Genomic DNA, 25,694 nt, shown 5'->3' with positions numbered 1-25,694 from the left:
CATATTACATCAACACCTCATCAGCGGTCATACAAGCGGTGGCTTTCCGGACAACTTGGGCTACCTATTGCATTGGTAGCCCTGTCTATTCTTCTGAACTGATCTATATCAATTTTATCTGGATAATCTTTAGCATCCTTTCTGCTGGGTTAAATTGATTTGATGAATGCATTTCCCTCTTTAAATCAACATATTAAATTATACTATCTCCATTTTGTTACCAGTAACCCTCTGTTTTTCTCATAAAAAGCAACATTTCCTATCCTTGCGTTAACAAAATAAGGCGATTATTTTTACTTTAATTGACAAACATGGGAATTATTAGCCAGATAACTGTTGATTGATTTGACTTATTAATAAAGCAAATACAGGAATGTTTTATGAGCAATAACGAAAATGAGGGCGTTCCCTCGAGGCGGCGTTTTTTACAGCAAACGTTGGCAATTATCCCTCTGACTGCCATGGGCGGCAGTCTGGTTACCCTGAGCACCTCCGCAGCATTCGCATCTTCTGAAGGCGTATCAGCCCAGTATGTTCCGCGTTTTTTTAATAACGATGAGTGGATGTTTGTCCTGGCGGCGGTCGATCGACTGATCCCCGCAGATGAGTACGGCCCCGGGGCGGTGAGCGAGGGCGTACCGGTATTTATTGATAAGCAGATGGAGTTGCCTTATGGCTACGGGCATCTGTGGTATATGCAGGGGCCCTTTGCTGACGCCGTTCCGGAGCTTGGCTATCAGTCTCATTTGGTTCCTCGCGAAACCTGGCGCCGTGGCATAAAGGCCGTGAATCAGTGGTGCCTGGAGAAGCAGCAGAAACACTTTGCCGAACTGACCCATCCCCAGCAGGAAGAGGTTCTGCGCCAACTGGAAAGCGGAACGCTGACTTTTGAAAACGTGCCGGGGAAAATCTTCTTCACTCAGATGCTGGAAAACACCAAAGAGGGATACCTGGCCGATCCGCTGCACGGAGGCAATAAGACAATGGCATCGTGGAAACTGATCGGATTCCCGGGGGCGCGTGCTGACTATCAGCAGGTGATGGATAACCCTGGTAAGCCGTATCCACTGGGACCGGTAAGCATTTCAGGGAAGAGGAGCGTATAACCATGACAATTAAAAAAGAACCTGTAGATGTGGTTATCGTGGGCTTTGGCTGGACCGGTTCGCTAATGGCGATGGAACTCGCGGAGAGCGGGCTGAAGATTCTGGCGCTTGAGCGCGGTGAAGCGCGCGACACATATCCTGATTTTGCCTATCCGCGTATCGCGGATGAACTTACCTACGGTATACGGCTGAAGCTGTTCCAGAATGCGTCGAAAGAGACGGTAACCGTGCGCCATACGCAGTCAGATACCGCCTTACCGTATCGTCGATTTGGTTCCTTCCTGCCGGGAGACGGTGTTGGCGGCGCTGGCGTGCACTGGAACGGGATGCTCTGGCGCCCGCTGGAAGCCGATCTCAAGATGCGCAGTACGGTCATCGAAAAATATGGCGCAGATTTTATTCCGGCAGATATGACGGTGCAGGACTATCCGTTTACGTATCAGGAGATGGAGCCATTCTTCGATAAGTACGAGAAAATTTGCGGTACCGCCGGACAGGCGGGCAATGTGCAAGGCCAGATTATGGAGGGTGGTAACCCCTTCGAGGCTGAACGGCGGAACCCCTATCCGACGAAAGCGCTGAAACAACAATACTCTGGAATACTGTTCAGCAAGGCGGCTAAAGAGCTGGGGTACCACCCGTTTCCGGTTCCGGCTGCCAACTGTAGCGAACCGTTTACCAACCCTTATGGCGTCCAGCTCGGCGTGTGTAACTACTGTGGATTTTGCGAACGTTTTGGCTGCTTTAACTACTCTAAAGCCTCTCCGCAATCCTGCGTGTTGCCTGCGCTGAAGCAATATAACAACTTCGAGCTGCGTACTGAATCTCAGGTATTGCGGGTTAACACCGACTCGACGGGGAAGAAGGCGACAGGGGTCACCTATATTGACGCCAATGGACAAGAGGTGGAGCAACCGGCCAGCCTGGTTGTGTTGAGCGCTTTCCAATTGCACAACGTGCGGCTACTGCTGCTATCGAAAATCGGTAAGCCTTATGATCCGGTAACCGGAGAAGGTGTGGTCGGGCGCAATTATGCCTACCAGATGAATGGCGGCATCTCATTGTTTTTTAATGAGGATCATGATTTTAATCCGTTTGCCGCGACCGGGACTACCGGAATGTTTATAGATGATTTTAATGCTGAGAACTTTGATCACAGCAAACTGGGATTTGTCGGTGGCGCGACAATTTCCGCCACCATCACAGGTGGACGCCCAATCCAGCAGATGTCTACGCCAAAAGATGCGCCGAAGTGGGGCAGCGGCTGGAAGAAAGCCATTAAAGAGAGCTACCTGCACACGATGAACGTAGGGTCATCCGGTTCGGTGATGCCCTACAAACAGTGCTATCTGGATCTCGATCCAACCTATAAAGATCTGCATGGGCAGCCGCTGTTGCGTATGACCTTCGACTGGCAGCCGAATGAGCTGAAAATGACGCATTTTATCGGTACGAAAGCGGAAGAGATCGTTAAGAAAATCAACCCTCCACATTATGAAATGGGCTTCAAAAAGATGGATGCGCATTATGACGTGCGTCCCTATCAGTCGACCCATACCACCGGTGGCGCAGTCATGGGTGATAACCCTAAAACGAGCGTGGTGAATAAATACATGCAGAGCTGGGATGTGCCCAACGTCTTTGTCCTGGGGGCCTGTTGCTTCCCGCAAAACCTGGCCTATAACCCGACGGGGATCGTTGGCGCGACGGCGCTGTTTGCCGCGCATGCGATTCGTACACAGTATCTGGCAAACCCCGGTCCGTTGGTTCAGGCATAAGGGAGGGATTAACATGACGATTCAATGGAAAGCGTTGCTCCCTGTACTGCCGCTGGCTTTACTGGCCTCCGCCGTTCAGGCCGGAACCACCAGCCAGAGTTTTAGCCAGGGAGATCAGCTGGCGGCGGCTGGCGATTGCGTCGCCTGTCATACCGCTGCGGGCGGCAAGGCTTACGCTGGCGGTCTTAAAATGAGTACGCCAATCGGAGCGGTCTACTCAACCAATATTACGCCGGATAAAGAGACCGGCATCGGTAACTATCGCTACGAAGATTTTGTCAAAGCGGTACGTGAAGGGGTGGCGAAGGATGGGCGCAATCTCTATCCCGCTATGCCGTATACCTCCTATGCCAAAATTACCGATCGGGACATGCATATCCTGTATGACTTTTTTATGCAGCAGGTGCCCGCGGTAAAACAGCAAAATCGCGATAGCGATATTCCCTGGCCGCTAAGTATGCGCTGGCCGTTGTCCATCTGGAATGGAATATTTCATGATGATGCGGTCTTTATACCGGATGGCGCTCAGAGCGCGCAGTGGAATCGTGGCGCTTATCTGGTGCAGGGGCTGGCGCACTGCGGAACCTGTCATACGCCGCGCGGGATCGGTTTTCAGGAAAAAGCACTGGATCAGAATGGGGCTGCTTATCTGACCGGCGGTACGCTGGAGGGCTGGCATGCACCAGATCTCACCGGAAACGTGAAAAGCGGGCTGGGTCGCTGGTCGGCGCAGGAAATTACCGAATTCCTGAAGACCGGTCGCACCGATAACAGTGCGGCATTTGGTTCCATGACTGACGTAGTGGCGCACAGTACTCAGCATCTGAGCGATGACGATCTTGCCGCGGTGGCCGTGTATCTGAAGTCGCTGAAATCTTCCGATCCGCAGGCCGTGGCGCCAAAAGCCGATACTGAAACGTCACTGGCGCTGATTAAGGGCGACATGAGTAAACCCGGCGCGCAGGAATATATGGATAACTGTTCGGCCTGTCACCGTATTGATGGTCAGGGATATGCGAAAACCTTCCCGGCGCTGGCGCATAACTCCGCGGTGCTGAGCGACGATCCGTCATCGTTAATCAGCGTGGTGCTGCGGGGAGGGCAAATGGCGGTCACGCAGGATGCGCCCACCGGGCTAACCATGCCGGATTTCGCCTGGCGTCTGGATGACAAACAGGTGGCCTCACTGCTGACCTTTGTGCGCAGCAGTTGGGGTAACAACGCGCCAGTGGTAACGGCAGACGACGTGAAGAAATTGCGTAAGGATCTGCAAGAAACAAAACAGCAGTAACAGATGGCGGTTCCTGGTGCAATCAGGAACCGCCATGCATTCTGGGTCAACGTCTACTATCCGATGTGGTTTGTGACCTGCGGCGATAGCTATTTCAGGCAGTCCCGGTCAACCGGGTCTTATCATGAATACGCGATAAAGCGAGACAGGCGTTGGCGCAACACGCGGTTTTCCTGACGCAACTGCGCGTTCTCTTCTAACAATGTCAGCGCAACGGCGATTCCCGGCCAGTCAAGCTCCAGCTCCTGGCGCAGGCGCATTGCGCGTCGCATTACGGTCAGGGCATGATCGTCAAAGGTCTCGTCTTCATGGGGTTCAATCACCCCTAAGCCGACAATCTCATGCAGTTCCTCTTCTGATACACCGGTGTACAGACAAAATTCGGTAATGCTAAAGGTGACAGTGACGTTAGCCATTATGCTTTCCCCCACTCTTTGCGCGGATCAAAGGTCTTTTGTGCATCTGCTAGCTGTTGCCACAGGGTGGCTGTGTTGTCGTCAGGTTTCGGCGGCATCACGATTTTGATCACCGCGTACAAATCGCCGGTATGTTTTTTACTCACCAGACCTTTACCTTTAATGCGTAACCGCTGCCCGGCCTGACTGCCCGCAGGGATGGTTAACAGGATGCTTTCTTTCAGCGTAGGTACGGTCACTTTCGCGCCCAAAGCAGCTTCCCACGGTGCTACGGGAACGACAACTTCCAGATCCTGATTGACGATATCAAACAGTGGGTGCGGTGCGATATGAATCACCAACCACAAATCACCGTTCGGTCCTCCGTTTTCACCAGGGGTACCCTGGCCTTTCAAACGGATACGCTGACCGTTGCCCACGCCTGCCGGGATTTTCACGTTGAGCGTTTTGGGAATTTCTCGTTCAACCATGCCGAAGGCATTGTAAACCGGCAGGTTGTAACTGATAGTGCGGCTGTGCTCAGTGAGCGTTTCTTCGAGGAATACGGCAACTTCAATTTCAATATCATGTCCGCGACTGGCATGGCGCTGTCGCGTGTGGTGTGCATGCTGACCAAAAATGGAGGAGAAAATATCGTCGAAATCTTCGGCGCTGTAGTTTTGATTCTCTCCTTGCTGGAATTGACGGTTGAACTGAGGGTCGTTGCGGTGCTGCCACAACTGGTCGTACTCGGCGCGTCGCTGTTCATCACTCAGTACTTCCCAGGCTTCAGCGACCTCTTTGAACCGGGCCTCTGCGTCAGGCTCTTTGCTGACATCAGGATGGTATTTACGGGCGAGTCGACGATAGGCGGTCTTGATTGTCTTGAGATCGTCTGTCGGTTTCACGCCCATAATGGCGTAATAATCCTTTAATTCCATAGCGTTCTCTCGTGTAAATCAACACTTGCAGAAGGTGAACCCTGACAAAAGGTGTCACCGCTAAGTTTAGGGTAATCCTGATAACGGCGAATGCCAACCGGGAAGAAAGGATATCGGTATAAACGATGCTGTCGTCGCACCACCAACAGCGCGTTGCAAGGTGGTGGCGTCTGTTGTGTGGTGCGAATAGTCGGATTAGCGAAATATCAGGATTTGGTCATCAGGAAGCGGACCGTGTCTGCATAGTTCTGTACGAAAGAATTAAGGTCATCTGATTTCAGTCCCTTCGGATTGATCATATATTTACCGTTAATAAAAATGGCAGGCACACCTTTTAAGTCCACCGCTTTAGCCATTTCCTGTTGTTTGGCGGTGAGTGATTTCACGGCAAAGCTATTCCACGCAGCATCATAATCGCTTGCGCTAACGTCGGCGTTGATAAATACGTTACGAATATCGTCTGCTGTCTTAATCGTTTGTTTTTTCTGCACGGCATCAAAAAGCAATGGTTTCACTTTGTCCTCCACGTTCAGGAGAATGGCGACGGACCAGGCATGCGTCATGTCTTGCCCCAAAGGGCCTAAAAAATCGACGTGATACTCGGTGAGTTTGACATCAGCAGGCAGAACTTTTTTCACGTTATCAGTCACTTTAAACACTTCATCATATTGATAGCATGAAGGGCAGTAAAACGAGAAAAACTTCAGCGCCGCCGGTGCTGTAGCGACAGGTTTTTCCAGTGAAATAAATTCTTTGCCGTCGGTAAATGTTGCGGCCTGAGCGCTGACTGTGAAAAGTAATCCAATCAGGGGTAATAAATATTTTTTCATTTCCATATACTCTAAATAACATTTATTAAACATGTTGTTCTTGAAATGAACGGATGTCCATTACGTTACGCTATAATACGATACTCACATTGAAAATGTGCTGACCCTTACTTTCATTTACGCATCAATACATGGCAGTACATTCGACGTGTCTTTTTTATGCTGGTGTTAAATATTATCGGGTACCCTTTGTAAATGATGAATAATAACTGGTGTAACATTTTAAGGGGGTATTTAATCCGCAATGTTATATTGTAATAAGTAATGCTGAAAATATGATGAATAATCATTTCACATATAGTGTTTTTATTGCGCGAGGGCGTGTATGACCTTCAAATAACAGGACATAACTTTACAGCGCAAAGGTTGCTAAAACCTGGCGAGTGGTTAAGATAACCCGCATCAATCAGTGAGGGTAGAATGGCGAAACGTCAACGGCTGGGATGGTGGTTCCTCTGTCTGGCATGTGTTGTGGTGATGGTTTGCACCGCGCAACGCATGGCGGGCCTGCACGCGTTGCAGATGAACACCGTTGCCACCAGCGTTGTCACAAGCGAACAAGCGCAACCTGATGAGGCTGCCCCGGTTACCCCTTGTGAACTGAGCGCGAAGTCGTTACTGGCTGCGCCGCCGGTACTGTTTGAGGGCATTATTCTGGCGCTGTGTCTGCTGCTGTCGCTACTGGCGCCAGTGCGGGCGTTTCGTTTACCTTTTTTCCCACCGCGAGCCATCTCGCCGCCCACTCTCAGGGTACATCTCCGATTTTGCGTCTTCCGTGAATGACAGAACAGCCGTTGCTGACTGTTAGATAATTATTCACGGAGAAAAACTATGATGACTGTTTTCAGGCAGGCGCTGCTCTGTCTGTTATTACTCTGGCTGCCCGTATCCTGGGCGGCTGACCCCGGCTGGCTACGTTCACCCGATAACGATCACGCCAGCGTGCGATTACGCGCCGATACCTCAGCCGCCGGTGAAACCCGTCTGCTGCTGGATGTTAAACTGGAAGATGGCTGGAAAACCTACTGGCGTTCGCCGGGGGAGGGGGGCGTTGCGCCGTCTATCGCCTGGAAGGGCGAAATGCCGACGGTCGACTGGTTCTGGCCAACCCCTGCGCGTTTTGAGGTCGCCAATATCACCACCCAGGGGTATCACGATCGGGTGACGTTCCCGATGATGGTGCGCGGCAGATCGCCCGCCACGCTTAGCGGCGTGTTGACACTATCCACCTGTAGCAACGTTTGCCTGTTGACGGATTTTCCTTTTTCCGTGACGCCCACCGCCGAGGATCCGACTTTTGCGCATGACTATGCTCAGGCGATGGGGCAGATCCCGCTCGCCAGTGGCCTGACTGATTCTCTTCATGCCGGGGCGCGTGCTGGAGAACTGGTCGTTGAGGCGCAGCGCGCCGGAGGCTGGACTGCGCCAGGGCTGTATCTGGATGCCGTAGATGATGCGGATTTTGGTATGCCGCAAATCCAGGTTGACGGGGAAACGCTACGCGCCACGGTACCTGTCCATGATGGCTGGGGGGAAGGCGCGCCGGATCTGCGCGGTAAGTCGGTCACGCTGGTTTTGGCTGATAATGGCGTGGCGCAGGAAAGCCGTCTTGCTATTGGCGAAGCGCCAGCCATCGATAACGCTTCGCTTCCGCTGTGGCAGGTGGCGCTAATGGCGTTACTGGGCGGGTTGATTCTCAACCTGATGCCCTGCGTGTTACCGGTGCTGGGTATGAAGCTGGGTTCGATTTTACTGGTTGAGGAAAAAAGCCGCCGCCAGATTCGCCGTCAATTCCTCGCATCGGTAGCCGGAATACTGGTCTCCTTTATGGCGCTGGCGCTATTGATGACGGTGCTGCGGTTAACCAATCAGGCGCTTGGCTGGGGAATCCAGTTCCAGAATCCGTGGTTCATCGGTGTCATGGTACTGGTGATGCTGACGTTCAGCGCCAGCCTGTTTGGGTGGTTTGAATTCCGCTTGCCTTCGGCGATGACCACCACGCTGGCGACTCATGGCGGCAACGGCCTGGCGGGACATTTCTGGCAAGGCGCATTTGCGACCCTGCTCGCCACGCCATGCAGCGCCCCGTTTCTGGGCACGGCTGTGGCGGTGGCGCTGACGGCCTCATTGCCGACGCAGTGGGGACTGTTTATCGCGCTAGGTCTGGGGATGAGCCTGCCGTGGCTGCTGGTGGCCCTGCGTCCCGGTCTGGCGCTGCGCCTGCCGCGACCGGGGCGCTGGATGAATATCCTGCGGCGTTTGCTTGGCGTGATGATGCTGGGTTCGGCTATCTGGCTTGCGACATTGCTGCTCCCGCATTTAGGCCTGGCGGGGCAAAGTAGCGCTAAAGAAAGCGTGAACTGGCAGCCGCTTAGCGAGCAGGCGATTGAAGAGGCGCTGGCGCAACACAAGCGTGTGTTTATTGACGTCACGGCGGACTGGTGTATTACCTGTAAGGTAAATAAATACAACGTCTTGCATAAAGATGACGTCCAGGCCGCGCTGCAGCAGCCGGATGTGGTGGCGCTGCGCGGCGACTGGACCCTCCCTTCTGAAGCCATCACCGAATTTTTGAAAAAACGCGGCCAGGTTGCTGTGCCGTATAACCAAATTTATGGCCCCGGTCTGCCGGAAGGTCAGGCGTTGCCAACGTTGTTAACCCGCGATGCGGTACTGCAAATGTTGAATGATGCTAAAGGAGTCACCCCATGAAGATGATGATTGTTCTGTTGTTAAGCCTGTTTTCCGCCGTCAGCGTGGCGAAAGAGCCTGCGCCATTTACCCCGGAGCAGGAAAAACAAATCGAAGCGCTTATTCAGGAAGCCCTGTTTAACGATCCCAACAGCCCACGAATTGGTGCAAAGCAGGCGAAACTGACGCTGATAAACTTTACCGATTACAACTGTCCATACTGCAAACAGCTCGATCCGATGCTGGAGAAAATTGTGCAGAAATACCCTGACGTGGCGGTGGTCATTAAACCGCTGCCATTTAAAGGGAAAAGTTCGGAACTGGCGGCGCGGACCGTGCTGACTACCTGGCATCAGCATCCGCAACAGTTTCTGGCGCTGCATGAAAAGCTGATGCAGAAGAAGGGCTATCATACTGACGTGAGTATCAAGCAGGCCCAGGAAAAAGCGGGTGCCAATCCGGTGACGCTGGACGCGCAAAGCGCTGAAACCCTGAGTACGAATCTGCAACTGGCGCGACTGGTCGGGGTGCAAGGTACTCCTGCAACGATTATTGGCGATGAACTCATTCCGGGCGCAGTACCATGGGAAACGCTTGAGGAAGTCGTAAAAGAAAAACTGGCGGCAGCCAATGGTCAGTAAACTGCGCCGCTGGCTGCGCGAAGGGCTGATCTTACTGGCGTTGTTGGCCGGTGTGATGTTGCTGATGGATGCCTGGCGTGCCCCGCAGCTCCCTGCCTCTTTTGACAGCACACCTTTACAAACGCTGGATGGTGAAACCGTCACGCTGGCGGCGCTGAGTCAACACGAGCCAGTATTGCTCTATTTCTGGGCCAGCTGGTGCGGCGTGTGTCGCTTCACGACGCCGGAAGTCGCCAGGCTACGTTCGCAAGGGGAAAACGTGATGACCATTGCGCTACGCTCCGGCAATGAAGCTGAGGTATCCCGCTGGCTGTCGCGAAAAGGCGTGGACTTTCCGGTCATCAATGATGCAAACGGGGCAATTTCCCGCAGTTGGGCAATCAGCGTCACGCCCACGCTGGTGGTAATGTCACAAGGCCGGGTGGTGTCTACAACCAGCGGCTGGACCAGCTACTGGGGCATGAAGCTTCGGTTGTGGTGGGCGAAAACGTTCTAATATTCGTGCCGGGGAACCCCGGCATTTTTTTGGTGCCGCCGCTAAAACGGGAGGACATATTTCGTTGTCTGGCGAAGCAAGCAGAGTGATTGATGTTCAGAATGAGTCACCTTCTCTTTGCAGGAAAGTGCAACATGACGAGTTCTGTAGCGTTTGGACCTTCTCTGGTAATGATGATTGCCGCCACATTTGTCCTCGCCGGCATGGTGAAAGGGGTCACCGGTATGGGGTTACCCACCGTGGCGATGGGGATCCTCGGATCGCTTATTTCGCCGGTTGCCGCGGCGGCAATGCTGCTCTTACCCTCGCTTATTAGTAATTTGTTTCAGTTTGGCGGCGGCGGTAATACACGCAGATTGCTCAAACGGCTGTGGCCAATGCTGTTGACGGTAGTGGTGGCGACCCTGCTTGCCAGCGCCTGGATTACCGGCGGCGACACGGCCCGTACCCAGTTTGCGCTCGGCGTAGCGCTGGTGGCTTACGCCATCTGGACGTTGGCGGGTAAGACGATCGCGGTGGCCGCGCACCGTGAAAAACCATACTCCCTTGTTGTTGGATTCGTTACCGGCTTGCTGACCGGCGGAACCGGCGTATTTGTGATGCCTGCGGTGCCCTGGATCCAATCCCTGGGTTTTGAGAAAGATGAACTGGTGCAGGCGCTGGGGATCTCTTTCACATTTTCAACGCTGGCGCTGGCGCTCGGACTGTGGTGGCATAATGCGCTGCCCGCACAGTCGCTGAGCTTATCGGCGTTGGCCATTGTGCCTGCGCTGATTGGTCAGTGGATGGGGACTCGTGTGCGACGGGTTATATCTCCGCTGTTGTTTAAACGCTGTTTTCTGTTGTGTTTGCTTGGACTGGGTGTGGAGATGATGGTGCGTGCGGCGTGACCCTTCGGTGACTTTAGCGCGTTTTCATGGCATCGTTAATTCAGATATTTAGCGCCAACGAGGTCACTATGGTATCCGTGATGTTAAAGGAAGAAGAGGGCGAGCTGGAGTCGCGCATGGCGCTCACTGCGGCAGTCATGGCCGATAAATCGCGCTCGCGTATGCTGTGTGCGCTGATGGATGGCCGCGCCTGGACCGCGACCGAACTTAGCGCCGTAGCGGATGTATCCGCTTCGACCGCCAGCGCGCATCTGGCGCGTTTGTGCGAACAACATTTTGTGGTGGCGCTCGCTCAGGGAAGGCATCGTTATTTTCGCCTCGCAAGCGCGGAGATTGCTGAACTGCTGGAACGACTGATGGGGGTGGCGTGGGCGACATCTCCCCCTCGAAAAATCACCACGCCCCTAAGTTTGCGGCATGCCCGCACCTGCTACGACCATCTTGCCGGAGAAGTGGCGGTGAGACTGTTTGATACGTTCGTTTCCCGTCAGTGGTTAACGCCGGATGGTGAAACGCTAACTGAACTCGGGCAGGAAAAACTGACGGAAATGGGGATCGTCCTCTTTACCGGCTCGTCACGGCGGAAATTAGCCTGCGGTTGTCTGGACTGGAGTGAGCGACGTTACCATCCTGGCGGCGTGCTTGGCGCAACGCTGCTACGTTGGTTTACCGAACAAAAGTGGATTAAAACGCAGACCGGTAGTCGCCATGTCACCTTTACCCCACCAGGGATCCGCAAACTCAATAGCGAGTTCGGTATTAAAACAACACGGTAGATGCCCTGTTTTGCGAAAGCGTTCCCGGAAAAATGTCCTGTTTCTGTCACACTCTGTTGTGATTGATAACAACAAGAGGTCGTAGGGATGAATAAATCGTTAATCGCCGCAGCCGTGGCAGGGGCTGTATTAGTGTCAGGCGCCGCGTACGCGCAGACCGCGCCGGAAGGCTACCAGCTTCAGCAAGTATTGATGATGAGTCGGCATAACTTACGTGCACCTTTAGCCAATAACGGCAGCGTTCTTGAGCAGTCCACGCCTAAACAATGGCCGGAATGGGATGTTCCTGGCGGGCAACTCACCACCAAAGGCGGCGTGCTGGAAGTCTATATGGGTCACTACATGCGTGAGTGGCTGGCAGAGCAAGGGATGGTAAAAACGGGCGAATGTCCGGCTCCGGACACGGTCTATACCTATGCGAATAGCCTACAGCGTACGGTTGCTACGGCGCAGTTCTTTGTCATCGGCGCATTCCCGGGGTGCGATGTTCCAGTTCATCATCAGGAAAAAATGGGCACTATGGATCCCACCTTTAACCCGGTGATCACCGATGATTCTGCCGCCTTCAGCCAGCAGGCTGTCCAGGCGATGGAAAAAGAGCGCAGCAAAATGCAGCTCAGCGACAGCTATCAATTGCTTGAGCAAATGACAGACTACAAAGACTCGCCATCCTGCAAAGAAAAACAGCATTGTTCCCTGACCGACGCCAAAGATACGTTCAGCGCCAAATACCAGCAGGAGCCGGGGGTGTCAGGACCATTAAAGGTGGGGAACTCGCTGGTCGATGCTTTCACGCTGCAATATTACGAAGGATTCCCGATGGACCAGGTCGCCTGGGGGGAAATTAAGTCCGATCAACAGTGGAAGGTGCTGTCGAAGCTGAAAAATGGCTATCAGGACAGCCTGTTCACCTCGCCGGAAGTGGCGCAGAACGTCGCCAAACCGCTGGTGAAATATATTGATAATGCGCTGGTCACCGAACGCATGAAAGCACCGAAAATAACCGTGCTGGTGGGGCATGACTCAAACATTGCTTCGCTGCTCACCGCGCTGGATTTCAAACCGTACCAGCTTCACGATCAGAACGAGCGTACGCCGATCGGCGGGAAGATTGTCTTCCAGCGCTGGCATGACAGCAAGGCGAATCGTGATCTGATGAAAATCGAATATGTCTATCAAAGCTCGCAGCAGTTGCGTAATGCGGATGTTCTGACGCTGAAATCCCCGGCGCAGCGCGTGACGCTGGAGCTGAAAGGGTGTCCGGTAGATGCGAACGGCTTTTGCCCAATCGATAAGTTCGATAGTGTGTTGAATGAGGCGGCGAAGTAAAAGAAAAACTCCCCCGTGCGAGCGGGGGAGTCAGAGCGCTAGACGTTTTTGCGTTCGATAGTCTGTTCACCCCAAAAGAGCGAATCTTTGTCTGTTTTCTCAAAGGCTTTGATGAGCACCTCATCGCTACCTTCTTCCCAAATTTTTTCCGCCAGTTTCTCGTCATAATGCGCGACTTCAAAAATGGCTTCGGCTATTTCCGGCGATGTATTGCGCAGACTTGCCCATTCACCGACGTGATGGGCTTTCGCTTCTTGAGTTGGCATTCGAATCCTCCTGTTGAAGATTAGCCGTTGAGTTTTACTGCCAGACCTGCGACATATTCACCCTGATAGCGGGCGATAGACAACTCTTCCTGACTTGGCTGACGGGAGCCGTCGCCTCCGGCGATAGTGGTTGCGCCGTAAGGCGTACCGCCGCGAACCTGTGAGACATCAAACAGCTCTTGCGCTGCGTAGCCGATCGGCACAATCACCATCCCATGATGGGCAAGCGTCGTCCAGGTTGAGGTAATGGTTTGTTCCTGACCGCCGCCGGTCCCCGTTGAGCTGAATACGCTGGCGAGTTTGCCGTACAGCGCGCCGGAAGCCCACAGCCCGCCAGTCTGGTCAAGGAAAGTACGCATCTGGCCGGACATATTGCCAAAGCGTGTGGGGGTACCAAAAATGATGGCGTCGTAATCAGCCAGTTCTTGCGGGGTGGCGACTGGTGCATTTTGTGTTTTACCGCCCGCCTTGAGGAAAATCTCAGGCTGCATGGTTTCCGGTACACGCTTAATGATGACTTCCGCGCCGTCTACCTTATTCGCGCCTTCTGCAACTGCATGGGCCATAGTTTCAATGTGTCCGTACATGGAATAATAAAGCACCAGAACTTTTGCCATTTTACACTACTCCTCGAGTTAACCGTGTCCGTAGCGATTCGCTACCTACCTATAAAGATATGACGTACTGTCAGGAGTGCAAATTTCACAAACACTTCTTTGATTTATAACAATTTTTATAACATCCTCTTTTGTTGCAAAATGATACATATTTAACCGTGCGAAATTTGGTAGTCATAAGAAAGGCTTATTGATTTCTTCTTGTTATTATTTTGATCATGCAGCGGATCCTGTTGCAGGATATTACAGTTTGCTGGTCAACAGGCCGGTCTTCGCTAAGCTTAATTCCACGCAGTGAAAACAAGGGCCTCGCCCAGACGCTGCGTTGAGGTATCACTCCTCAGTACCTATGCAATATGATGTCTAATCAATGACGGAGGTCAGTAATGGCAAACCATCGAGGCGGTTCCGGTAACTTTGCGGAAGACCGCGAAAGAGCATCAGAAGCAGGTCGAAAAGGTGGCCAGCATAGCGGGGGCAACTTCAAGAATGACCCGCAACGCGCTTCAGAAGCAGGCAAGAAAGGGGGCAAAAATAGCCACGGCAACAATAAATCGTAATTATTGCATTGCCTGTTAGTTATGTCGTGACGGTCTCGTGTTTCATCTTAGCCGTCACGAAGCCACCGCCGCCGGGAGCATCCGGCGGTTTTTTTTGTCAGCAAGGTTGAACTGTAACAAAACGCAACGCAGACTAATGACATTCTGTTAATCGGGTGTCTCATGTCTTTACTTTCTCGTTATTCCTTTTCGGTTAAACCTCAGGAGGCGATCCTCATTGTGATCACCATGTTCTGGGGTGGAACGTTTTTGGCGGTGCAATATGCCGTTACTTTGAGCGGGCCCTTTTTCTTTGTCGGTGTGCGTTTTGCTACTGCCGCGCTGGCCGTTGCGCTTCTGTCGTGGCGAACGCTGCATAAGCTGACCTGGCTGGAGTTTAAAGCTGGCGTGGCGATCGGCATTGCGATAGCGCTGGGCTATAGCCTGCAAACCTGGGGCTTGCAGTTTATTCCCAGCAGTAAATCGGCGTTTATTACCGCGATGTACGTACCGCTGGTGCCGCTGTTGCAATGGCTGTGCCTGGGGCGTATGCCTGGCCTGATGCCGTGTGTCGGGATTGTACTGGCCTTTATCGGGTTGATTTTTCTTGCCGGACCGGGGGGAAATTTACTGGCGCTGGGTGAAGGTGAGTGGATCACGCTCGCGGGCGCGGTGGCGATTGCGGCAGAAATTATTCTGATTAGCGCGTGGGCGGGAAAAGTAGATGTGCGTCGGGTAACGGTGGTGCAACTGGCAACCGCTTCTGTGGCGGCGTTTATTGCCATGGCCCCGGCAGGAGAGTCTGTACCGCCGATGTCGACAGGATTGCTGGTGGTCGCGCTGGGATTAGGAATTTTTAGCGCGATTATTCAGGTCACCATGAACTGGGCGCAGCGCAGCGTTTCGCCGACGCGGGCGACGGTCATCTACACCGGAGAGCCGGTGTGGGCGGGGATCTTTGGTCGTCTGGCGGGTGAACGCCTACCGCTACTGGCTTTGTTAGGCGCAGCATTCATTATTGTTGGCGTGCTGGTCAGCGAACTGAAGTTCAAGAAGAAAAAAGCGCAGCCGCAGGCGGCGCCTCCTGAATCGCTTTAATTTAACCATTCACCGTGTGATTTGGTATGCTGACGCCCTCACAAGAAGGAGAGGGCGCATGGTCCAACGCGCAGAGAAAAAAAACGGTAAACGCTCGCAGGCCGTCAGTGCAAAACGTCAGGCTATTTTAACCGCGGCATTAAATATCTTCTCCCAATATGGGATCCATGGTACGCGTCTGGAACAGGTAGCAGAGCAGGCGGGGGTGTCAAAAACGAATCTGCTCTATTACTACCCGTCAAAAGAGGTGCTCTATATTGCCGTTTTACGGCAAATCCTCGACATCTGGCTGGCACCGCTAAAGGCGTTTCGCGAAGACTTTGCGCCGCTGGTGGCCATTAAGGAATATATTCGCCTGAAGCTGGAAGTGTCGCGCGATTACCCGCAGGCGTCCCGGTTATTCTGCATGGAGATGCTGGCGGGCGCGCCATTGTTGATGGCTGAATTAACGGGCGATCTTAAAGCGCTGATTGATGAGAAATCGGCGTTGATTGCCGGATGGGTCAGCAGTGGGAAACTGGCTCCTGTCGATCCGCACCATCTGATTTTTATGATTTGGGCTTCAACACAGCATTATGCAGACTTTGCCCCACAGGTAGAGGCGGTAACGGGCGCAACGCTGCGTGATGAAGCCTTTTTTAACCAGACCGTTGAGAGCGTACAGCGGATGATTATCGAAGGGATCCGCGTGCGTTAGCTGGCAGGCGGTAGCGGACAGCTTAAATCGCCTTCTTCACACTGTAAAAGCGAGGCGAGAAACGCTTCGCGCTCGTTGGTCTTATCCGTTAAACACTGGCTGGAAATCATCGCCTGGGCGCTTCCGCCTTCGGTACCGGAACTGATTAACGCACAGTCTGCATCGCGCAGGGTTATCCACGAAGTTTGCGCTTTTTTCAGTAAATCGCGCTGGGTCGGGGCGGCGCGCTTCAGCGCATTCTGATACGTTTCATTAAGTTTGGCGTCGGCCGCTTTAAACTGCTCTGCCGCACAGGTGTTCATTTCAGCTTGATTATTCGCGTTGGCGCAGTCATCTGCCAGCGCCTGGCCGCTCAGCAGCAGCGCTGCACATGTCAGTAAAATTCGTTTCATGTTTCCCTCTGACTTTATAAAAAAGGCCCCGTTACCGGAGCCTTAATTAACCACAACCTTAGCCGATTGTCATCAGGCTGGCGTTGCCTCCGGCGGCGGCGGTATTGACGCTCAGGGAGCGTTCAATATACAGCCTCTCAAGCAGGATATTGCTTTCGCCGCGGGCAAAGCCCTGAACCGACACAATCGCTCCTTCACGAGCCGCCACCGCTTCACACAGCGCGCGAAGCTGATCGGAATCGCCATGGAAAATTACGGCATCAAACGGCTGTGTGGCGATGTTGTCCGCTTTGGCAAACTGAATCCGCCCGGAGACTGCAACTGGCAGACGTTTTGCCAGTTCACGATGGAACGCATCATCCGGCCACAGGATCAAGCTTCCCACCGAAGTCACAGCGGCAACCTGCACCAGCGCATCCTGCTCGTCATCAGCGATACACAGTACGCGCTCGCGCGGTAACAGCGTCCAGGTATTGCGCTCGCCGGTTGGTCCTGGCAGCAGACGTTGCGTTCCGGCCTGCGCCAGTTCACCAAACTGCTGGCAAAGCGCACGCAGCGACGGACGATCGGCGGCCCATTCGGTGAGTGCTTCCAGCGGTTGCACGAGAGCCGCTTTGAGCTGCGCATCGACAGGATAGTCTGCATCCTGACGGGCAAGCGTAATGCCCAGCGCATTCTCCGGGCGGTTAGCCAGCAGGCGGTACAGGTACAGCGGTCCACCTGCTTTTGGTCCGGTTCCTGACAAGCCTTCGCCACCGAATGGTTGCACCCCGACGACGGCGCCAACCATATTACGGTTAACGTACAGGTTCCCAACATGTGCAGATCCTGTGACCTGAGCGATGGTTTCATCGATACGGGTGTGGACGCCCAGCGTCAGGCCGTAGCCGGAGGCATTAATTTGTTCAATCAGGCTGCCCAGATTGTTACGGGTGTAACGCACGACATGCAGTACCGGACCGAACACCTCTTTTTGTAATTCATCGAAGCTTTCCAGCTCGATAAGCGTCGGAGCGATAAAGGTACCGGTTTGCCATTCCCGCGCATCGTCACTGTTCTCACGCACGGCCTGGAATACCGGACGTCCTTTGGCGCGCATGGCCTGAATATGGCGCTCAATATTGGCTTTGGCTTCTTCATCGATAACCGGCCCAATATCGGTAGTCAGGCGACCCGGATTACCCATGCGGCATTCCGCCATCGCCCCGCGCAGCATTTTCAGCGTGTGGTCGGCAATATCATCCTGCAGACACAGCACGCGCAGCGCGGAGCAGCGCTGTCCGGCACTGTCAAAAGCAGAAGCCAACACGTCGACCACCACCTGTTCCGTTAACGCTGAGGAGTCGACGATCATCGCGTTCATGCCACCGGTTTCGGCGATAAGTGGGATTGGACGGCCCTGAGCATCAAGGCGGGTCGCGATATTGCGTTGCAACAGCGTGGCGACTTCCGTCGAGCCGGTAAACATCACGCCGCGTACGCGCTCATCGGAAGTGAGCTGCGCCCCGACGGTTTCGCCCTGGCCTGGCAACAGTTGTACCACGCCTGGCGGTACGCCCGCTTCGAGTAAAATAGCGATACCCTGGGCGGCAATCAGCGGGGTTTGTTCCGCTGGTTTTGCCAGTACGCTGTTGCCTGCGGCCAGCGCGGCGGCAATCTGTCCGCTGAAAATGGCCAGCGGGAAGTTCCACGGGCTGATACAAACTACCGGGCCTAACGGACGATGGGTTTCATTATCGAAGTCATCGCGTACCTGGCCTGCATAATAGTGCAAGAAGTCTACCGCTTCGCGCACTTCTGCAATCGCGTTGCTGAAGGTTTTACCCGCTTCGCGTACCAGAATGCCAATTAATTGCTGCATCTGGCCTTCCATCAGAACGGCAGCGCGATGCAAAATAGCGGCGCGCTCTTGTGGCGGCGTCGCAAACCAGATTGGCGCATTATTAACGGCGTTTTGTAATGCCTGTTCCACTTCGCTGTGAGTCGCTTCACGCACGTAGCCGACAATGTCTTTTGGCTCGGCCGGGTTAACGACCGGCGTCATTTCACCGTCAGCAACCGGCTGCTCGAGAATCGGTTTGGCATGCCATTTTTGCAGCGCGCTATTGAGCAGGGCAGAGGACAGCGAGGCCAGACGATGTTCGTTAGCCAAATCCAGTCCGCCTGAGTTTTCCCGGCCTTTACCGTACAGGTCGCGCGGCAGGGGAATCTTCGGATGCGGTAAACCTGTCTGGCCTTCCTGTTGCGCCAGTTTTTCCACAGCTTCGACCGGATCAGCAACCAGTTCGTCCAGCGGCAAAGTGGTGTCAGCAATGCGGTTGACGAACGAGGTGTTGGCGCCGTTTTCCAGCAGACGACGCACCAGGTACGCCAGCAGGGTTTCGTGTGTACCTACCGGTGCATAAATACGGCATGGACGGTTCAGTTTGCCATCCGCGACTTTGCCCGTAACCTGCTCGTACAGGGGTTCGCCCATACCGTGCAGGCACTGGAACTCATACTGACCAGGATAATAGTTTTGCCCCGCTAACTGATAAATCGCTGCCAGCGTGTGGGCGTTATGGGTGGCGAACTGCGGGTAGATCAGATTCGGTACGGCCAGCAGTTTTTTCGCACAGGCCAGATAGGAAACGTCGGTATACACCTTACGGGTATAAACCGGATAGCCTTCCAGACCGTCCATTTGCGCACGTTTGATTTCGCTATCCCAGTATGCGCCCTTAACCAGACGGATCATCAGGCGGCGGCGACTGCGGGTGGCGAGATCGATCAGATAGTCGATAACAAATGGGCAGCGCTTCTGGTAGGCCTGGATAACAAAGCCGATACCGTTCCAGCCCGCCAGTTCGGGTTCGAAGCACAGTTTTTCCAACAGATCGAGGGAGATCTCCAGTCGGTCAGCCTCTTCGGCGTCGATATTAATACCGATGTCGTACTGGCGAGCCAGCAGTGTCAACGATTTCAGGCGCGGATAGAGTTCATCCATCACGCGGTCATATTGCGCGCGGCTATAGCGCGGGTGCAGCGCCGACAGCTTAATAGAGATACCGGGCCCTTCATAAATGCCGCGTCCATTAGACGCTTTACCAATGGCGTGGATCGCCTGCTGGTAAGAAACCAGATAAGCCTGAGCATCAGCGGCGGTTAGCGCCGCTTCGCCCAGCATGTCGTAGGAGTAGCGGAAACCTTTTTCTTCCAGTTTACGTGCGTTAGCCAGCGCTTCGGCGATGGTTTCCCCGGTGACGAACTGTTCGCCCATCAGGCGCATCGCCATGTCGACGCCTTTACGCACTAAAGGTTCGCCGCTCTTGCCGATAATACGGTTGAGCGAGCGGGAGAGGCTGGCTTCGTTATGCGTAGAAACCAGACGACCGGTAAACAACAGTCCCCAGGTCGCCGCGTTAACGAACAGAGACGGGCTACGCCCAATGTGCGACTGCCAGTTACCGTTGCTGATTTTGTCGCGGATCAACGCATCGCGGGTTGCCTTATCGGGAATACGCAGCAGGGCTTCGGCCAGACACATCAGCGCCACGCCTTCCTGCGAAGAAAGGGAGAACTCCTGCAATAAACCTTGTACCATTCCGGCGCGACCGCTGGCGGTCTTCTGGTTACGCAGTTTGTCGGCCAGATCGTACGCCAGCTTATGCGCCTGCTCGGCGATGGGTTGCGGCAGACGTGCCTGCTCCATCAGCATTGGCACGGCGTCGGTTTCGGCGCGGCGGTACGCGGCGGTGATTGCCGCGCGGGAAACGGACTGCGGCAGAATTTGTTCGGCAAATTCCAGGAAAGGCTGATGCGTTTCATTCTGCGGCGTGGTTGACTCCTCGCCCTCATTCGCCGCGCCTGCCAGCAGTGCCGGCAGTTCAGGAAGCGCATCGTCATTTTCCAGTCTTTCAAGATAATTAAAGATGGCTTGTTTAATCAGCCAATGCGGTGTGCGATCGATTCGTGATGCGGCTGTTTTAATACGCTCGCGAGTGGCGTCATCCAGCTTAACCCCCATCGTGGTGGTTCCCATGCCGTTTACTCCTGTTGTACTGAAATACGGGTCTGATAGTTACCGAGAAATATCCACTATGTTGCAACTTTGTGCAACTGTGTTAAATGTGACGTGGTTTGCAAGCTTGAAAATGAATGAAATGTTAATAAAGTTGGTGTTCGTGACAGGGCGAATAAAAATTACGGAATCTTTTTCTCTGCGGTAGTTAACACTTTTCAAAGGTGCAACCAAGAAAAGTGTGAGAGAGTGCAACCTACAGAAAAATGCTATCTACTCTGGATCAATTTTGATGTAAATGGTGTGTTAAATCGATTGTGAATGACCATCGCTTCCGGCAGGATACGGTCGCCTGGTAAACATAGATATCTTTGCCACGTTCCGGCAGGGTAATAAAACGGCAAGCCACGGCATTGCTGATACATAATTTTGGAGAGTTTTGATGGCTATTAGCACACCGATGTTAGTGACATTCTGTGTCTATATTTTCGGCATGATATTGATAGGGTTTATTGCATGGCGTTCAACTAAAAACTTTGACGATTACATTCTGGGTGGACGCAGTCTGGGTCCATTCGTGACCGCGTTATCCGCTGGCGCATCCGATATGAGTGGCTGGTTGCTGATGGGGCTGCCAGGCGCGATTTTCCTGTCGGGGATTTCAGAAAGCTGGATCGCCATCGGCCTTATTTTGGGCGCATGGATCAACTGGAAGCTGGTGGCCGGACGTTTACGCGTACACACCGAATACAATAACAATGCGCTGACGTTACCGGATTACTTTACCGGTCGCTTTGAAGATAAAAGCCGCATTCTGCGGATTATCTCCGCGCTGGTTATTCTGCTGTTTTTCACCATCTATTGTGCTTCAGGGATTGTGGCAGGGGCGCGTCTGTTTGAAAGCACCTTTGGCATGAGCTACGAAACAGCACTGTGGGCGGGGGCGGCTGCGACGATCATTTATACCTTTATCGGTGGTTTTCTGGCGGTAAGCTGGACTGATACCGTTCAGGCCAGCCTGATGATCTTTGCTCTGATCCTGACGCCGGTCATGGTCATTATCGGCGTGGGTGGATTCGATGATTCGCTGGAAGTGATTAAACAAAAGAGCATTGAGAACGTAGACATGTTCAAAGGGCTGAATTTTGTTGCCATCATTTCTCTGATGGGTTGGGGCCTGGGCTACTTTGGCCAGCCGCATATTCTGGCGCGCTTTATGGCGGCAGATTCTCACCATAGTATTGTGCATGCACGTCGTATTAGCATGACCTGGATGATCCTGTGTCTGGGCGGCGCAGTTGCCGTTGGTTTCTTCGGTATCGCTTACTTTAATAACAACCCGTCGCTGGCAGGTGCCGTTAACCAGAACGCTGAGCGTGTGTTTATTGAACTGGCGCAAATCCTGTTCAACCCGTGGATTGCCGGTATTCTGCTGTCTGCAATCCTCGCGGCGGTGATGTCGACCTTAAGTTGCCAACTGCTGGTGTGTTCCAGCGCAATCACCGAAGATTTGTACAAAGCGTTCCTGCGTAAAAATGCCAGCCAGAAAGAGCTGGTGTGGATTGGTCGTATCATGGTGCTGGTTGTGGCCCTGGTGTCCATCGCACTGGCGGCCAACCCGGAGAACCGTGTACTGGGTCTGGTAAGCTACGCCTGGGCAGGCTTTGGCGCGGCGTTTGGTCCGGTGGTTCTGTTCTCGGTAATGTGGTCGCGCATGACCCGCAACGGCGCGCTGGCAGGGATGATCATCGGCGCGGTGACGGTAATCGTCTGGAAGCAGTTTGCCTGGCTGGGTCTGTATGAAATCATCCCTGGCTTTATTTTCGGCAGCATCGGTATTGTCGTCTTTAGTCTGTTGGGTAAAGCGCCATCAACCGCAATGCAGCAACGTTTTGCCGAGGCTGACGCGCATTATCACTCCGCGCCGCCGTCTCGTTTACAGGCAGAATAATCTACCTTTGTCCTCAGGCCCGCCGCGTGCGCAATACCGTTCGGTTAAGCAGGTAAGGAGAACGTTTTACCCTGAATTAGTTTCCGTTCACCTTATGTGCATTGCTTCTCTGATATCGCTATACCTGTGAACGTGCAAGGGAGGCTCACCGCCGCCTCCCTTGCATCCCAGGCTCCCGGCGGGAAAATCGTCGCTGCGCGAGCTATTCGTCTTATGCCGTCTGCCTGTCGGGTCGGGGCCGAGCCTGCGTCCCTGCAGGTCGTCCCCTCTGTCCGCATCCCTGCGGACAGACCCGGTCAGCCGTCAACGCCTCATCGATTTTCAGCCGGACCGGGGTCATCGCTTCAACGCTCTGACTTTCAGTAAAATCTTTTTTGCTGTTCAACATATTCAAATAAAAACACAGGGGGTCAGGTGTGGCTGGTCCGGCTGAAAATTGCCGACGTGTTTCCGTAAGGCCGGGAGAGCCAGCATGGATGCTGGCTCAGGGCGCGCTTTGCAGGGACGCTACCTCGCGCCCGGCCCGGTCGCCTGGAGGAATAAACGGAGGGGACCGCGGAGCGGCAATTTTCCCGCCGGGAGCCGGGATTGTAAAGGGCGTGGCGGAGAACGCCCTTTACACGTTCACAGGAATCGGTGTTTCAGAGAAACGATGTACATGAGGTGAACGGAATCCTTTCTCTGAAATAGCATGTTCATTACCTTCGCGAATACAGGTTGATGCTTTCTGATATAGAGGCGTTAACTTAATGACATTGACGCATGTGGGGGGCTTTTATTACCTACGCTGCAAGCTCGCTATAACCATTACCTGCCTAACCTTTTACATTCAGTCATCATTCTCAAAACATTCTGCTTGAGTTTTTCTTTCCTGTAATGATAATCACTATCACTGTAATTTACTTTTCTTTGCATCAATTGACTGAGAATAACGTTTAAGGGTTCTTCGCATGTTTGTTCCATTTCTAATTATGTTGCGCGAAGGGTTAGAGGCCGCGCTGATTGTCAGCCTGATTGCCAGCTACCTGAAACGGACTCAGCGTGGTCGTTGGATTGGTGTGATGTGGATTGGTGTTCTGCTGGCGGCGGGGTTATGCCTGGCGTTAGGGATTTTCATCAACGAAACCACCGGGGAATTTCCGCAAAAAGAGCAGGAGCTGTTCGAAGGCATCGTGGCGGTCATTGCCGTGGTGATCCTCACCTGGATGGTGTTCTGGATGCGTAAAGTTTCACGCAACGTCAAACTCCAGCTTGAACAGGCTGTCGATAACGCGTTGCAGCGCGGCAACCATCACGGCTGGGCACTGGTGATGATGGTCTTTTTTGCCGTCGCCCGTGAGGGGCTGGAGTCGGTGTTCTTCCTGCTGGCGGCGTTTCAGCAGGATGTCGGCATCTGGCCGCCGCTGGGCGCGATGCTGGGGCTGGCCACCGCGGTGGTACTGGGTTACCTGATTTACCTCGGCGGTATTCGTCTCAATCTCGGGGCATTCTTCAAGTGGACCAGTCTGTTCATTTTGCTGGTGGCCGCCGGACTCGCTGCTGGGGCTATCCGCGCCTTCCACGAAGCCGGGTTATGGAATCATTTTCAGGATGTGGCGTTTGACATAAGCAGCATACTTTCGACGCACTCGCTGTTTGGCACGTTGATGGAAGGAATCTTCGGCTATCAGGAGGCGCCAAGCGTGAGTGAAGTGGCTGTCTGGTTTATCTACCTGATTCCGGCATTCATTATTTTTGCGCTACCGCCGCGTTCAGGCACTACGGCATCGCGTACCGCACCTTAAAAACAACGCGATGCGGAATACTTTTTAGTTACAACATACTTATTCAAAGGACCAGGTTATGACGTTTCATTTTCGCCGTAGTGCGCTGCAGTTGGGTATTGCCACGCTGTTTGCATCCGTTTTTTCTGCACAAGCCGCCGATATTCCGCAGGTGAAAGTCACGGTTAACGATAAACAGTGTGAGCCGATGACGATCACGGTTAACGCCGGGAAAACGCAGTTCATCATCCAGAACCACAGCCAGAAAGCGCTGGAGTGGGAGATCCTCAAAGGCGTTATGGTGGTTGAAGAGCGCGAAAACATTGCGCCGGGCTTTACCCAGAAAATGACGGCCAACCTGCAGCCTGGCGAATATGATATGACCTGTGGTTTGTTGACTAACCCGAAAGGCAAATTGATCGTAAAAGGAAGCGCTACAGCGGATGCCGCGCACAGTGATGCTCTGTTGAGTCTGGGCGGCGCGATTACCGAGTACAAAGCCTACGTGACGGCAGAAACCGCGCAACTGGTAGCGGGTACCAAAGCCTTCACCGATGCGATTAAAGCCGGCGATGTGGAAAAAGCAAAATCCTTGTATGCGCCAACGCGTCAGCACTACGAGCGTATTGAACCGATTGCCGAACTGTTCTCCGATCTCGATGGCAGCATTGATGCGCGGGAAGATGATTACGAACAAAAAGCTGCCGATCCGAAATTTACCGGCTTCCACCGTCTGGAAAAAGCGCTGTTCGGTGACAATACCACCAAAGGGATGGACAAGTATGCCGACCAGTTAAACCACGATGTCCTTGACCTGCAAACGCGTATTAGCGAGCTGGCCTTCCCACCGTCTAAAGTGGTAGGTGGCGCGGCAGGGCTGATCGAAGAAGTCGCAGCCAGCAAAATCAGTGGGGAAGAAGATCGCTACAGCCATACCGATCTGTGGGATTTCCAGGCTAACGTTGATGGCGCGCAGAAAATTGTCGATCTCCTGCGTCCTCAGTTACAAAAATCCAATGCTGAACTGCTGGCGAAGGTGGATGCGAACTTCAAAAAAGTCGATACCATCCTGAGCAAGTATCGTACCAAAGACGGTTTTGAAACCTATGATAAGCTGACCGATGCCGATCGCAATGCGCTGAAAGGGCCGATCACGACGCTGGCGGAAGACTTGTCACAATTACGCGGTGTTCTGGGTCTGGATTAA

Annotated in this window: 23 protein-coding genes; 16 read left to right on the top strand and 7 right to left on the bottom strand. The window is 53.5% G+C overall.

Features of this window, described 5'->3' with window-relative positions; translation table 11 throughout:
* Nucleotides 1–380 precede the first annotated feature (380 nt).
* The 3 genes from M4I31_RS14680 to M4I31_RS14670 are packed head-to-tail and all read left to right on the top strand — an operon-like array spanning nt 381 to nt 4,175.
* On the top strand, nt 381–1,106 hold the full coding sequence (locus M4I31_RS14680; protein WP_085048563.1) for a gluconate 2-dehydrogenase subunit 3 family protein: 726 nt from the start codon (nt 381–383) through the stop codon (nt 1,104–1,106).
* A gap of 2 nt (nt 1,107–1,108) precedes the next feature.
* The gene (locus M4I31_RS14675; RefSeq protein WP_085048562.1) at nt 1,109–2,884 is read left to right on the top strand and encodes a GMC family oxidoreductase; all 1,776 of its coding nucleotides are present in this window, start codon (nt 1,109–1,111) and stop codon (nt 2,882–2,884) included.
* A gap of 13 nt (nt 2,885–2,897) precedes the next feature.
* The gene (locus M4I31_RS14670) at nt 2,898–4,175 is read left to right on the top strand and encodes a cytochrome c (protein ID WP_085048561.1); all 1,278 of its coding nucleotides are present in this window, start codon (nt 2,898–2,900) and stop codon (nt 4,173–4,175) included.
* A gap of 122 nt (nt 4,176–4,297) precedes the next feature.
* On the opposite strand, the gene cbpM is transcribed toward M4I31_RS14670, so the two are convergent.
* The 3 genes from cbpM to dsbA form a co-directional block, all read right to left on the bottom strand.
* The gene (gene cbpM / locus M4I31_RS14665; protein WP_085048560.1) at nt 4,298–4,591 is read right to left on the bottom strand and encodes a chaperone modulator CbpM; all 294 of its coding nucleotides are present in this window, start codon (nt 4,589–4,591) and stop codon (nt 4,298–4,300) included.
* Nucleotides 4,591–5,511: a curved DNA-binding protein gene (gene cbpA / locus M4I31_RS14660; RefSeq protein WP_085048559.1), complete on the bottom strand. Its 921-nt coding sequence runs from the start codon at nt 5,509–5,511 to the stop codon at nt 4,591–4,593. The genes cbpM and cbpA overlap by 1 nt, the downstream gene beginning before the upstream one ends.
* Nucleotides 5,512–5,717: 206 nt before the next feature.
* On the bottom strand, nt 5,718–6,341 hold the full coding sequence (gene dsbA, locus M4I31_RS14655; RefSeq protein ID WP_085048612.1) for a thiol:disulfide interchange protein DsbA: 624 nt from the start codon (nt 6,339–6,341) through the stop codon (nt 5,718–5,720).
* Nucleotides 6,342–6,761: 420 nt separating this feature from the next.
* Here dsbA and M4I31_RS14650 point away from each other — a divergent pair, with 420 nt between their 5' ends.
* The 7 genes from M4I31_RS14650 (at nt 6,762) to agp (ending at nt 13,164) form a co-directional block, all read left to right on the top strand.
* Nucleotides 6,762–7,124, top strand: coding sequence for a hypothetical protein (locus M4I31_RS14650; RefSeq protein WP_038639515.1), 363 nt, complete (start codon nt 6,762–6,764; stop codon nt 7,122–7,124).
* 48 nt (nt 7,125–7,172) lie between these two features.
* Nucleotides 7,173–9,053 carry a protein-disulfide reductase DsbD gene (locus M4I31_RS14645; protein ID WP_085048558.1) on the top strand — a complete coding sequence of 627 codons (1,881 nt, stop codon included), beginning with the start codon at nt 7,173–7,175 and terminating at the stop codon, nt 9,051–9,053.
* Nucleotides 9,050–9,673 (top strand): DsbA family protein, encoded by a 624-nt coding sequence (locus M4I31_RS14640; RefSeq protein WP_085048557.1) that lies wholly within the window; start codon nt 9,050–9,052, stop codon nt 9,671–9,673. The genes M4I31_RS14645 and M4I31_RS14640 overlap by 4 nt, the downstream gene beginning before the upstream one ends.
* On the top strand, nt 9,663–10,169 hold the full coding sequence (locus M4I31_RS14635) for a protein disulfide oxidoreductase (protein WP_085048556.1): 507 nt from the start codon (nt 9,663–9,665) through the stop codon (nt 10,167–10,169). The genes M4I31_RS14640 and M4I31_RS14635 overlap by 11 nt, the downstream gene beginning before the upstream one ends.
* Before the next feature lie 134 nt (nt 10,170–10,303).
* Nucleotides 10,304–11,059 carry a sulfite exporter TauE/SafE family protein gene (locus tag M4I31_RS14630; protein WP_085048555.1) on the top strand — a complete coding sequence of 252 codons (756 nt, stop codon included), beginning with the start codon at nt 10,304–10,306 and terminating at the stop codon, nt 11,057–11,059.
* A 68-nt stretch (nt 11,060–11,127) separates the two neighbouring features.
* A complete protein-coding gene (locus tag M4I31_RS14625; RefSeq protein ID WP_085048554.1) occupies nt 11,128–11,835 on the top strand; it encodes a helix-turn-helix transcriptional regulator in 708 nt (235 codons plus the stop codon).
* Nucleotides 11,836–11,922: 87 nt separating this feature from the next.
* On the top strand, nt 11,923–13,164 hold the full coding sequence (gene agp, locus M4I31_RS14620; RefSeq protein ID WP_085048553.1) for a bifunctional glucose-1-phosphatase/inositol phosphatase: 1,242 nt from the start codon (nt 11,923–11,925) through the stop codon (nt 13,162–13,164).
* Between the two features lie 38 nt (nt 13,165–13,202).
* Here agp and M4I31_RS14615 read toward each other — a convergent pair whose 3' ends face one another.
* The gene (locus tag M4I31_RS14615) at nt 13,203–13,430 is read right to left on the bottom strand and encodes a YccJ family protein (RefSeq protein ID WP_038639537.1); all 228 of its coding nucleotides are present in this window, start codon (nt 13,428–13,430) and stop codon (nt 13,203–13,205) included.
* A gap of 20 nt (nt 13,431–13,450) precedes the next feature.
* Complete coding sequence (gene wrbA / locus M4I31_RS14610) at nt 13,451–14,047, bottom strand: NAD(P)H:quinone oxidoreductase (RefSeq protein WP_003036019.1); 597 nt, start codon at nt 14,045–14,047, stop codon at nt 13,451–13,453.
* Nucleotides 14,048–14,433: 386 nt separating this feature from the next.
* Between wrbA and M4I31_RS14605 the strand changes: the two genes are divergently transcribed.
* From M4I31_RS14605 to rutR, 3 genes are all read left to right on the top strand, one after another.
* A complete protein-coding gene (locus tag M4I31_RS14605) occupies nt 14,434–14,607 on the top strand; it encodes a general stress protein (RefSeq protein WP_003036022.1) in 174 nt (57 codons plus the stop codon).
* A gap of 162 nt (nt 14,608–14,769) precedes the next feature.
* A complete protein-coding gene (locus M4I31_RS14600; protein WP_069323288.1) occupies nt 14,770–15,684 on the top strand; it encodes a DMT family transporter in 915 nt (304 codons plus the stop codon).
* Nucleotides 15,685–15,742: 58 nt separating this feature from the next.
* A complete protein-coding gene (gene rutR, locus M4I31_RS14595; protein ID WP_085048552.1) occupies nt 15,743–16,381 on the top strand; it encodes an HTH-type transcriptional regulator RutR in 639 nt (212 codons plus the stop codon).
* On the opposite strand, the gene M4I31_RS14590 is transcribed toward rutR, so the two are convergent.
* Together M4I31_RS14590 and putA are read right to left on the bottom strand one after the other, a co-directional pair.
* Nucleotides 16,378–16,773 (bottom strand): lysozyme inhibitor LprI family protein, encoded by a 396-nt coding sequence (locus tag M4I31_RS14590; RefSeq protein WP_085048551.1) that lies wholly within the window; start codon nt 16,771–16,773, stop codon nt 16,378–16,380. The two genes, rutR and M4I31_RS14590, sit on opposite strands and share 4 nt — an antisense overlap.
* Nucleotides 16,774–16,831: 58 nt before the next feature.
* Nucleotides 16,832–20,794, bottom strand: a complete 3,963-nt coding sequence (gene putA / locus M4I31_RS14585; RefSeq protein WP_085048550.1) for a trifunctional transcriptional regulator/proline dehydrogenase/L-glutamate gamma-semialdehyde dehydrogenase — start codon at nt 20,792–20,794, stop codon at nt 16,832–16,834.
* A 421-nt stretch (nt 20,795–21,215) separates the two neighbouring features.
* Between putA and putP the strand changes: the two genes are divergently transcribed.
* The 3 genes from putP (at nt 21,216) to efeO (ending at nt 25,694) form a co-directional block, all read left to right on the top strand.
* Nucleotides 21,216–22,724 (top strand): sodium/proline symporter PutP, encoded by a 1,509-nt coding sequence (putP, locus tag M4I31_RS14580; RefSeq protein ID WP_038639556.1) that lies wholly within the window; start codon nt 21,216–21,218, stop codon nt 22,722–22,724.
* 950 nt (nt 22,725–23,674) lie between these two features.
* Nucleotides 23,675–24,508 (top strand): iron uptake transporter permease EfeU, encoded by an 834-nt coding sequence (gene efeU, locus M4I31_RS14575; protein WP_085048549.1) that lies wholly within the window; start codon nt 23,675–23,677, stop codon nt 24,506–24,508.
* Between the two features lie 58 nt (nt 24,509–24,566).
* On the top strand, nt 24,567–25,694 hold the full coding sequence (gene efeO, locus M4I31_RS14570; protein WP_085048548.1) for an iron uptake system protein EfeO: 1,128 nt from the start codon (nt 24,567–24,569) through the stop codon (nt 25,692–25,694).

Source organism: Citrobacter sp. XT1-2-2 (assembly GCF_023516235.1).
GTDB lineage: Bacteria > Pseudomonadota > Gammaproteobacteria > Enterobacterales > Enterobacteriaceae > Citrobacter > Citrobacter werkmanii.
This window is presented reverse-complemented; position numbering and strand designations above follow the sequence as displayed.